This is a genomic window from Acidithiobacillus sp. (assembly GCF_027322205.1).
Taxonomy (GTDB): Bacteria; Pseudomonadota; Gammaproteobacteria; order Acidithiobacillales; family Acidithiobacillaceae; genus Acidithiobacillus.
Genome location: NZ_DAHVHY010000070.1, coordinates 1 through 10427, shown reverse-complemented (window position 1 = coordinate 10427; position 10427 = coordinate 1). Strand labels below are relative to the sequence as shown.

The 10427-nt window shown below is 60.3% G+C and carries 9 protein-coding genes; 7 read left to right on the top strand and 2 right to left on the bottom strand.

From position 1 onward, the window contains the following. From M7F93_RS09790 to M7F93_RS09780, 3 genes are all read left to right on the top strand, one after another. A partial coding sequence (locus M7F93_RS09790; protein ID WP_298172665.1) for an efflux RND transporter permease subunit occupies positions 1–2162 on the top strand: 2162 nt, incomplete at its 5' end. 41 nt (positions 2163–2203) lie between these two features. Next, the gene (locus tag M7F93_RS09785) at positions 2204–2719 is read left to right on the top strand and encodes a hypothetical protein (protein WP_298172661.1); all 516 of its coding nucleotides are present in this window, start codon (positions 2204–2206) and stop codon (positions 2717–2719) included. Between the two features lie 234 nt (positions 2720–2953). After that, the gene (locus M7F93_RS09780; RefSeq protein ID WP_298172658.1) at positions 2954–4492 is read left to right on the top strand and encodes a DNA recombination protein RmuC; all 1539 of its coding nucleotides are present in this window, start codon (positions 2954–2956) and stop codon (positions 4490–4492) included. Between the two features lie 39 nt (positions 4493–4531). On the opposite strand, the gene ispH is transcribed toward M7F93_RS09780, so the two are convergent. Together ispH and M7F93_RS09770 are read right to left on the bottom strand one after the other, a co-directional pair. Next, positions 4532–5482, bottom strand: a complete 951-nt coding sequence (ispH, locus tag M7F93_RS09775; protein ID WP_298172656.1) for a 4-hydroxy-3-methylbut-2-enyl diphosphate reductase — start codon at positions 5480–5482, stop codon at positions 4532–4534. Between the two features lie 105 nt (positions 5483–5587). Next, positions 5588–6313, bottom strand: coding sequence for a 16S rRNA (uracil(1498)-N(3))-methyltransferase (locus M7F93_RS09770; protein ID WP_298172653.1), 726 nt, complete (start codon positions 6311–6313; stop codon positions 5588–5590). A gap of 67 nt (positions 6314–6380) precedes the next feature. Here M7F93_RS09770 and M7F93_RS09765 point away from each other — a divergent pair, with 67 nt between their 5' ends. From M7F93_RS09765 to tkt, 4 genes are all read left to right on the top strand, one after another. After that, complete coding sequence (locus M7F93_RS09765) at positions 6381–6824, top strand: hypothetical protein (protein ID WP_298172650.1); 444 nt, start codon at positions 6381–6383, stop codon at positions 6822–6824. 23 nt (positions 6825–6847) lie between these two features. Continuing rightward, a complete protein-coding gene (locus M7F93_RS09760) occupies positions 6848–7663 on the top strand; it encodes an inositol monophosphatase family protein (RefSeq protein ID WP_298172647.1) in 816 nt (271 codons plus the stop codon). A 55-nt stretch (positions 7664–7718) separates the two neighbouring features. Beyond that, positions 7719–8663 (top strand): class II fructose-bisphosphatase, encoded by a 945-nt coding sequence (gene glpX / locus M7F93_RS09755; protein WP_298172644.1) that lies wholly within the window; start codon positions 7719–7721, stop codon positions 8661–8663. Positions 8664–8691: 28 nt separating this feature from the next. Continuing rightward, the coding region (gene tkt / locus M7F93_RS09750; protein ID WP_298172641.1) for a transketolase at positions 8692–10427 on the top strand (1736 nt) is incomplete at its 3' end.

Genomic DNA, 10427 nt, shown 5'->3' with positions numbered 1-10427 from the left:
CCCTGCTGAGCGCCAGCCTGCCCGGCGGCGCCCACATGACGGTGGTGTATGACAAGGCCGACTATATCCGTTCGGCGGTGGAGGAGGTCGAAGTCACCCTGTTGCTCGCCTCCATACTGGTGGCCGGGGTGCTCTGGCTCTTCCTGCGCCGCGGCAGCCCGACCCTGATCGGCGCGCTGGCGATTCCCGCCTCCATTCTCGGCACCTTCGCCATCATTTACGCGCTGGGCTACACCCTGAATACGCTGACGCTCCTGGCGCTGACCCTGGCGGTGGGCTTTGTGGTGGATGATGCCGTGGTCATGCTGGAAAACATCGCCCGCCATGAGGAAAACGGCGAAGAGCCCTATCAGGCGGCGATCGTTGGCAGCCGCGAGATCGGCTTTACCGTGATTTCCATGACCCTGTCGCTGGCGGTGGTCTTCCTGCCTTTTCTGGTGATGGGCGGCATCATCGGTCGTTTATTTCGCGAGTTCGGCGTCACTATCGCGGTGGTCATCCTATTGTCCGGGCTGGTATCCCTTACGCTAACCCCCATGCTCTGCGCCCGCTATCTGCGGGTGAAACATCAGGGACAGAGCCGCTTCGAAAGCGGTTTCCTCAGCCTGCGCGACTGGTACGGGCGCAGCCTGCGGGTGGCGCTCAGCCATCGCGGCTGGGTGTATGGCGGGGCCTTGCTGAGCCTGCTGGCCATGATCGGGCTCTTTATCCTGCTGCCCAAGGGCTTCATCCCTACCGAAGACAGCGGCATGATCATGGGCAATCTGGAATATCCCCAGGGCATTTCCTTTGCCCAACTCGAAACCACCCAGAAGGCCGTCGCCGCTGCCGTCGGCCACAATTCGGCCGTGCAGACCGTGATGTCCAGTGCCGGGCAAGGTGCGGGGGCCTTTGGTTCCGCCAACACCGGGCGGCTGATCATCCGCCTCAAGCCCTTGGGCGCGCGGGCGTCAGGAACCCAGGTCATTGGGGAATTGCGCCGTAGCGTCAGCCATTTTGCCGGAGTGGAAGCGAGTTTCCAGTTACCGCCCGCTATTCAGATGGGGCCGGTCTCATCGCAATCTCATTACCAATACATTCTGCAGAGCGAGGATCAGAATAGCCTGAATGTGACCGTGCCCAAACTGGTAGCCGCCCTGCGCAAAGTACCCGGACTACAGGCCGTTAACAGTGATCTGCAATTAGCCAACCCGGAAATTGAAGTGCACATCCTGCACCAGCGCGCCCAGGCACTGGGGGTCACCCCTGAGGCCATCGAACAAGCGCTAAACTTCGCTTTCGGCGGCACCCAGGTGGGCACCATCTACGCCTCCACCAATCAATACGAGGTCATTCTCGATCTGGCGCGGCAGTTTCAGGAAAATCTCGGGGCACTTTCGGCGATCACTGTGCCGGGCAGCACCGGCCTGGTGCCCCTGGCCGCATTGGCGCACTTCGCTTACGGCGTCGGACCCTTGAGTATCAGCCATTACAACGGACTGCCCAGCGTGACCATTTCCTTCAATCTGGCCCCTGGCACCGCTCTAGGCGATGCGACCCAAGCAGTGCAGGACACGGCGGCAAAGATATTGCCCGCGGATGTGCAGGGAGAGTTTGGTGGGTCCGCCGCGGCCTTTTCCCAGTCCACCGGCAGCCTGCCGCTCCTGCTGCTGGCAACGGTAGCTCTGATCTACGCCATTCTGGCCATTCTCTATGAAGATTTCATCCATCCCCTGACCATCCTCACTGCCCTGCCCCTGGCCGGTTTTGGCGCCTTGCTGGCCCTCTGGATATTCCATCAGGAACTCGATTTATTCAGCTTCGTCGGCATCATTATGCTGGTGGGGCTGGTTAAAAAGAACGGCATCATTATGGTGGACTTCGCCATTCACCGCCGCCGCGAGGGCGCCACGGCCGTGGACGCCATGGTCGACGCCTGTGTCACCCGCTTCCGTCCTATCATGATGACGAACCTTGCCGCGGTGCTGGGTATTCTGCCTATCGCCATTGGCATCGGGGCGGGTGCTGAGTCGCGGGTGCCGCTGGGCGTGGCCGTGGCCGGCGGCATCATCGTCTCGCAGTTCCTGACCCTCTATGTGACACCGGCATTCTATGTACTCTTTGAGGGGTGGAAGGGGCGTTGGCGGGGCAAGGTGCCTGTTTCGGAGCCTGCATCCTTGTGATATATAACGGGCAAAGGCCAACTATCTGAGAGTCTCGCCACATGCCCGCAAAAATACTTTTCCTCCTGCTCACACTTACCCTGTCAGGCTGCGCTTCTCTGCCACCTGTTTCCTCTTCAACCACTACCGCCAGCGCCGCCGCGCGGGGTGCAGCTAGGGCCAATCGCAATGCCGAGACTGCGCAGCAACGTCTCGCCGCCGTCGCCGCCCAGCGTGCCGAGGCTAAACAGCAATTCTGCCCCAACTGGCAACAGGCGCTGGATCATGCGCGCAGCAACGCGATCGGTTGTGCGCAAATGCCCGCAAACGAACAGGCTACCTGCTGGCAGGCCGTGTCCCAATGGGCACAGGAAGAGCGCCATTATTTTCATGCCCTGGCGCCGCTTCTCCAGGGAGGTGCCTATGCATCCCCAGCAGCCCAGGCCGCACATTTTTTTGATCTGGCTCAGGGTTGGGCTATTACCTGTCAGGATGGCCAAAAGGCCTGCACCGCGGCGTCTGGGCACCAGCAAATGGACCATAGCAAAAACGCCGTCAATCAATTCTGCAGGCGTTAATCCTAAAGATACAACGGCGTTCAAAAACCGCTCTGTTTCTGTGCATCCACGATCCTTCTGGCAGCCACATGCTGTCCCAACTGTGCCTCGCAACTGAGATCCTGAAACCGCGGCGCACGAGTACCCGCTCCGCCTGGCATCCCGGTTCCGTTTTTCCCAACTGTTATGGGCCATCGCTTTAGCGCCCCGCTTCGCGTATTCTCAAAATAATTCCCCTACATTCAGGACCGGCTTTTGATCTGGGAAAATCTGTTGTATCTCATTGTCGGCATGATGCTCGGGCTGGTTGTGGCCGGACTGGTAGCGCGCAGCATGATCCAGCGCCAGCAGGATATCAGCACGGCCCTCCGGGAAGGAAAGCAAACCAGTGCCGAGCAGATGGCTAGCCTGCAGCGTGAAATAACTGCGCTGCGGCAACAGGCCCAGGAACAGCAGGAAATCCTCCGCCATGAAAGTGAAAACAGGGCCAGCGCCGAAGCAGAAAGCCGCCGTATCCCGGTACTCGAAAATGCCTTGGTGGTGGAACGCAACAATGCCGCTCGCCTGCAAACAGAGTTGGCCGCACTCCAGGGCCAGTTGGCGGAACTCGGTGAACGGCTGGAGCAGGAACGCCTGCGCGGCAACGAAAAACTGGCCCTCTTGGAAGACGCCCGCCAACGCCTCGGCGATGCCTTCCAGTCCCTTTCCGCCGAAGCCTTGCGCCGTAACAATCAGTCCTTTCTGGAACTGGCGCGGGAGAATCTGGAGCGTTTCCAGGAAAACGCGAAGACCGATTGGGAGGGCCGCCAGAAGGCCGTGGGACAACTGGTGGAACCTATCCGTGAGTCCCTGGAGAAAGTGGGCACCCGCATCGACGCCATGGAAAAAACCCGCGTCGATGCCTACAGCGCCCTCAATGAGCAAATTCGCGGTCTCGTACAAGACCACTTGCCGCGCCTGCATCAGGAGACCGCCGCGCTGGTGAAGGCGCTGCGTCAACCCGCCGCCCGGGGTCGCTGGGGCGAAATGCAGCTCAAGCGCGTCGTCGAAATGGCCGGCATGCTGGCTTATTGCGACTTCACTGAGCAGGAGAGCGTTGCCACCGATAACGGCCAGCAGCGCCCCGATCTCGTGGTACGATTGCCCGGCGGCAAGCGCATCGTCGTCGATGCCAAGGCGCCTCTGAATGCCTACCTGGAGGCCATGGAAACGGAAGATGAACAAAAGCGCGCCCATTTCCTGCACAAGCATGCCAGCGAACTACGCACCCACATGACTCAACTCAGCAAAAAATCCTACTGGGAACAGTTTCAACCGACCCCGGAGTTTGTCGTTCTTTTTGTGCCCGGCGAGGTGTTTTTCAGCGCCGCCCTCCAGGAAGACCCGTCGCTCATTGAATACGGGGTGGAGCAGAAGGTGATCGTCGCCAGCCCCACCACCCTCATTGCCTTGCTGCGCGCGGTGGCCTATGGCTGGCGGCAGGAGTCGCTGGCCGAGAACGCCCGGGCGATCAGCGATCTCGGGAAAGAGCTCTATGACCGCCTGAGCACGCTCGCAGGTCACTGGACGCGGGTAGGGAAGGGACTGGGCCAAGCCGTGGAGGCCTATAACAACGCGACAGGGTCGCTGGAAAGCCGGGTACTGGTCTCTGCACGTAAATTCCGCGACCTCAAAGCCGCCCCGGAAAATAAAGAGATTCCCGGCATGGAACCCGTAGAGCCGACCCCGCGCCTCCTCCAGACCGAGGAGCTCATCGGACTAGGCACACCCGACCACCTCGAGAATCGGCGGTAGCTTACGCAACCCCGCCCGGAGGCGGGAAACAAAAAAGCGTCAGGCGTTTTCCCGCCGCGTCTGTGCCTGCACCAGCGCCAATGGCAGACTGAAAGTGACCTTCTCCTCTACACCAGGCGTCTCTTTCGGCATCCGCGCGCCCCAGCTCAGGAGGGTGTCGATAATCTCCTGTACCAGGCTTTCCGGTGCCGACGCTCCGGCACTGATACCGATTTTTTCTACGGTGTCAAACCATTCACGGTTTAACTGTTGGGCATCTTCAATAAGATGGGTCGGTGTCCCCAGCCGGGTACCCAATTCTGCTAAGCGGCTGGAGTTGGAGCTGTTCGGCGCGCCCACCACCAGCAGAATATCGACGCCGGGCGCCAGCGACTTCACCGCATCCTGCCGGTTCTGGGTCGCATAGCAAATATCATCTTTCTTCGGCCCTTCAATCAGCGGGAAACGCGCACGCAGGGCAATAATCACTTCAGCGGTGTCGTCCATGCTCAAGGTCGTCTGGGTAATGTAAGCGAGCTTCTCCGGGTTGCGGGGCGCCAGGGTCGCCACATCGGCGACATTGGAAACCAGATACATCATGCCCTCCTCAACCTGACCCATGGTGCCCTCCACCTCCGGATGTCCGGCGTGACCGATGAGCACCATCTCCATGCCGTCCCGGCTGTATTTCTTGACCTCCATATGCACCTTGGTCACCAGCGGACAGGTGGCATCAAACACGCTCAGGCCACGCGCCGCCGCATTCTGACGAACGGCAATGGGTACCCCATGGGCGCTGAAAATCACCGTCGCCGCGTCCGGTACTTCATCCAGTTCTTCGACGAAGATGGCGCCACGGGCGCGCAGGTCTTCGACGACGTGACGGTTGTGAACGACCTCATGACGCACATAGATGGGCGCACCAAAAAGCTCCAACGCACGATCGACAATCTGGATCGCCCGATTGACCCCGGCGCAAAATCCACGCGGATTCGCCAATAAAATTTCCATGTTGAGATTCCCGAAAGTAATTATGAAGGATGGTCCATCCTGCCGCCTGCCCTGTCAACCACTAACAACAGCTGACTATTCTGGCAGACTCTGGCGGAAACGATTTCAAAGATCACCCCACAGTGCCTGGGCGACGGCGATGGCGGCGATGGCGGCGGTCTCCGCGCGCAGGATGCGCGGTCCCATGCGCAACACGCGAAAACCGTGGACCCGCGCGGCGGCCACCTCCTCCGCTGCCAGCCCACCCTCTGGGCCACTGAGCAGGGTAATCTCCGGCCCCGGCGGGGCGATACCGGCAAAGCGCTCGGCACCCTCCGGATCCAGCACAAAAGCAGCTCCCCGCACGGCGGCCCATGCCGCCCCTAAAGCAACCGGCGGAGCAAGTTCAGGAAGGGTCGTGGCGCCACTTTGCTCACAGGCGGCAATGACAATGTCCTGCCAGCGCGCCAGACGTTTCTCCCCGCGCGCTTCACTCAGTTGCACTACCCCATGGCGGCAGGCCACTGGCTGAATCCGATGCACCCCGAGTTCTACCGCCTTCTGCAAACTCCAATCCCAGCGCTCCCCCCGGGTCAGGGGCAAAAAGACCTGAATCGCCAAGGGGGAACGGGTCACCTGCAGGCAACACCCAGCAATTTCCAGCACAGCCATTCCTGAAGATACCCCAACCAGCATGGCGCGATAGACAGCGCCATCCCCATTGAACAGCGTCAGCGATTGCCCATTGCGCGCACGCAGCACCTTGAGCAGATGATGGCTGGGTCCTGAGGGAAGTAAAAAAGGCCCGCTTTCAGGGAGGTTGGAATCGGCGTATAAATGAATGCGTGGCATGGAGTCTGATATTGAGCAGGAGAACATGGGTGGGATTATATCATCGTGACGCTGGCGTGGGTGACGCATGATTAAAGACACCGATTGCCGTCGCCCCCCGGTCTGGCAGACGCGGCCCGGGCTGGTTCCTGCCTGGATCTACAATCAGGCACTCATTCTGCAACATGCCGCCCCCGGCCCCGTCTTCATCCCCCTGCGCTACGTCTCGGTCATGGCCATCCTTATGGAGCGGGAATGGGTATTCTGCGACTACATTGGGGGACGTATTGCGGTCAGTGTTTGGCATCACTTTGCCACCCAATCCCGGGATGACCTGCACGAGGGCGTAGCCTGCCAGATGGACCTTTTTAGTCCGGAAGGGGAAGAAATCCTGCGCCGCCTGCCCATGGAATTTCATCAGGCATTGAACAACGCCGTCAAAAAGTCCGCAGAAAAAAGGCGCCACCCTGCCCAGGTGATCGCTCTGGATACCCAGCTCCGTCGGGGCCAAGACCCAGAGGCTGAACACTAAGTCGCGTACCGGAGACAACGCCCATGACACCAGAAATTGATCAGCAATGGGTGGGTAAACTGCTGCGCACCAGCGCCGAACGCTTCATTCTACCCCGTTTTCACACCGTCAGCGCCAACCGCAAACCCGATGGCAGCATCGTCACCAGCGCCGACATCGATAGCCAGAACTTTTTGCAGGACATGCTCGCCGCCCGTTACCCCGACATTCCCCTGCTTGGCGAAGAAATGAGCCCCGCCGAACAAGCCCGCCTGTTACAGGAGGCGGATACGCTCTGGTGTCTGGATCCCCTCGACGGCACCAGCAACTTTGCCGCTGGCGTCCCGGTGTTCGGCATTTCCCTGGCCTTGCTGCAAGGCGGGCGGTCCATGCTTGGCTGGGTGTACGATCCAGTGCGCACCGAGCTTTTCTCCGCAGCACAGGGCGCTGGTGCACGCGTGGATGGTGTGCCTCTGGCGGTTCGCCAGGCACCGAAGCTCCAACACTGTGTCGGGGTCGTCGACTACAAAAGACTTGGCCGCCCCCTCGCCCTACGCCTGATTGACGAGCGCCCCTTCCATAGTCAGCGGAACTTCGGCGCCTCCGTCCTGGAGTGGTGCTGGCTGGCCGCCGGGCGCTATCATTTTTATCTACACGGCGCCCAGCAACTCTGGGATCGTGCTGCGGGTGCCTTGATTCTCGATGAGGCGGGCGGGCGAATCACTCAACTCAATGGCGACGCCCTGAGGGAAAGCGACCTGCTACCGCGCTCCATCCTCGCTACCCTCGACCCCCAACTCCACGAAAGCTGGATACGGTGGCTGGAAACCGCCGCCGAGTTCCCAAATGCAGCCCTTTGATTTATGCTAAAACGATTATTGTCTTCTACTAATCCGTCACTGAAGGAAAAATCCTATGGCCTCCATTGGTAATCTCGCATTGTCCCTGCTTCCCGTTACTGAATCTGCGGCCCGCGCCGCCAGCGGCTGGATCGGCCGGGGGGAAAAGGAACTCGGCGACGGTGCCGCAGTGGACGCCATGCGTTCCGCCATTGCCCAGGTCCCCATGCGTGGCTTGGTCATCATCGGTGAAGGTGAAAAAGACGAAGCCCCCATGCTCTATAACGGTGAGGTGGTGGGCTCGGGTACCGGCCCGGAAGTAGAGATTGCGGTTGACCCCGTCGAAGGCACCACCTTCCTGGCCCAGGGCATGCCCGGCTCCATCTGCGTACTGGCAGCAGCCCCTAAAGGCAGCATGTTCCAGCCCGGTCCGGCCTACTATATGGACAAACTGATTATCCCGGCCCCGGCCCGCGGTAAAATTGATCCTGCCGCACCGATGAAAGACAAGCTCCACGATCTGGCCCGCGCCCTCGGTAAAGAGGTCCGCGAGCTGCGTATTTTTCTGCTCAAGAAGCCCCGCCACGAAGCCATGATCCGCGAGATCCAGGCGGCCGGTGCTACCGTGCGCTTACAGACGGACGGTGACGTCAGTGGCGGCATCATGGCCGCCCTCGGCACCAAGGTGGATGCCATGATGGGCATCGGCGGCACCCCGGAAGGCGTCATTTCCGCCTGCGCCGCCCGTGCCATGGGTGCCGACATGTTCGGTGCCCTGTCGCCGCAGAAGCCCGGTGAAGCCGAAGCCATCGCCGCCGCAGGTCTCAAGGCCGGGCAGTGGCTGGGCCGCGACGAACTGGTGTCCAGCGACGATGTGCTGTTCGTGGCTACTGGTCTGACTTCTGGTGACATTCTCGATGGCGTAACCCGCTCCCACTATTTTGTAGAGAGCGAGAGTCTGGTCATTTCCGGTCACGACGGCATTTTGCGCCGGGTCCGTACCCACCAACGCATCGACTGATTTCCATACTATTCTAAGGAGTGTTTTTATGACTGTCACCCGTACTGATCTGGCGAATGCTATTCGTGTTCTCACCATGGACGCCGTAGAAAAAGCGAAATGCGGCCATCCCGGCATGCCCATGGGCATGGCGGATATCGCCGAAGTGCTGTGGAACGACTTTCTCGTCCACAATCCGGCTAACACCCACTGGGCCAACCGCGACCGTTTCATTTTATCCAACGGGCACGGTTCCATGCTGCAATACGCGCTCCTGCACCTCACTGGCTATGACGTGTCCATGGAAGACCTCAAGAGCTTCCGTCAGTGGCACAGCAAAACCCCCGGCCATCCGGAATATCGCGACACCCCCGGCATCGAGACGACCACCGGTCCGCTGGGTCAGGGGCTCGCCAACGGTGTCGGCATGGCATTGGCCGAGCGGATGCTGGCGTCGCAGTTCAACCGCCCCGATCACGAGATCATCAACCACTACACCTATGTGTTTCTCGGTGACGGTTGTCTCATGGAAGGCGTTTCCCACGAAGTTTGCTCACTGGCCGGCGTCTGGGGCCTGAACAAACTGATCTGCTTCTATGATGACAACAACATCTCCATTGATGGCCATGTGGATGACTGGTTTGGTGACGACACCCCGGCACGCTTCGCGGCCTATGGCTGGCATGTCGTCCGCCATGTTGACGGTCACGATCCTGAAGCCATCAAAAAAGCCATCGTCGAGGCCCGCAAGCAAACCGCCAAGCCAACCCTGGTTTGCTGCAAGACCGTCATTGGTCATGGTTCACCCAACAAAGCGGGCACCCACGACGTCCATGGTGCTGCGCTGGGTGCGGAGGAAATTGCATTGTCCCGCAAGAACCTGGGCTGGAGTGGTGAAGCCTTCGAGATTCCTGAAGCGGTTTATCGTGCCTACGACGCCCGTGCCAAAGGAGAGTCTGCCGAAGCGGCATGGAAGAAGCGGTTCGCCAAATATGCGTCTCTGTTTCCCAAAGATGCCGCCGAGCTCGAGCGCCGTCTGGCAGGTAAGCCAAGTGCCAATTTTGACCAGGCTATGACCAAGCTCATCGGCGATTTTCGCTCGGAAGCCCCGAAGATCGCCACCCGTGTTGCCTCCGGAAAGACCATTCAAGGCATCGCTGCGGCACTGCCCGAGTTCCTCGGTGGCTCGGCGGATCTGACTCCTTCCAACAACACCCGTTGGAAAGAGGCCATCGACATCGGCAAGCACCGTTTAATGGGCGATTATATCCACTACGGCGTGCGCGAGTTCGGCATGTCCGCGATCATGAACGGCATCGCCCTGTATGGCGGGTTCCTGCCCTTCGGCGGCACCTTCCTGATCTTCTCCGACTACAGCCGTAACGCCATCCGCATGTCGGCGCTGATGGGTATTCGTGTGGTTTATGTGATGACCCACGACTCCATCGGACTTGGCGAAGATGGTCCTACCCATCAGCCCATCGAGCAGGTCAACAGCCTGCGCCTCATTCCCAATCTCCATGTCTGGCGCCCGGCGGATGCGGTGGAAACCGCCATCGCCTGGGAGTCCGCCGTCAAGCTGGAGCGGACGCCGTCCCTGCTGGCCCTCAGTCGCCAGAACCTTCCGGCCCTGCCCCATACCGACGAAACCGTGGCCAACGCCCGCCGCGGCGGCTATGTGATCAAGGATGCCGAAGGCGGCAAAGCCAAGGGTATCCTCATCGCCACTGGCTCCGAAGTGGAGCTGGCACTGGCAACACAGGCCAAGCTGGCGGAGCAGGGACA

What these genes read in the sequence shown, in the direction of transcription:
- M7F93_RS09785 (WP_298172661.1), top strand. Translation starts at nt 2,204, where the DNA reads ATGCCCGCAAAAATACTTTTCCTCCTGCTCACACTTACCCTGTCAGGC.
- ispH (WP_298172656.1), bottom strand. Translation starts at nt 5,482, where the DNA reads ATGGAAATTTTATTGGCGAATCCGCGTGGATTTTGCGCCGGGGTCAAT.
- M7F93_RS09770 (WP_298172653.1), bottom strand. Translation starts at nt 6,313, where the DNA reads ATGCCACGCATTCATTTATACGCCGATTCCAACCTCCCTGAAAGCGGG.
- M7F93_RS09765 (WP_298172650.1), top strand. Translation starts at nt 6,381, where the DNA reads ATGATTAAAGACACCGATTGCCGTCGCCCCCCGGTCTGGCAGACGCGG.
- M7F93_RS09760 (WP_298172647.1), top strand. Translation starts at nt 6,848, where the DNA reads ATGACACCAGAAATTGATCAGCAATGGGTGGGTAAACTGCTGCGCACC.
- glpX (WP_298172644.1), top strand. Translation starts at nt 7,719, where the DNA reads ATGGCCTCCATTGGTAATCTCGCATTGTCCCTGCTTCCCGTTACTGAA.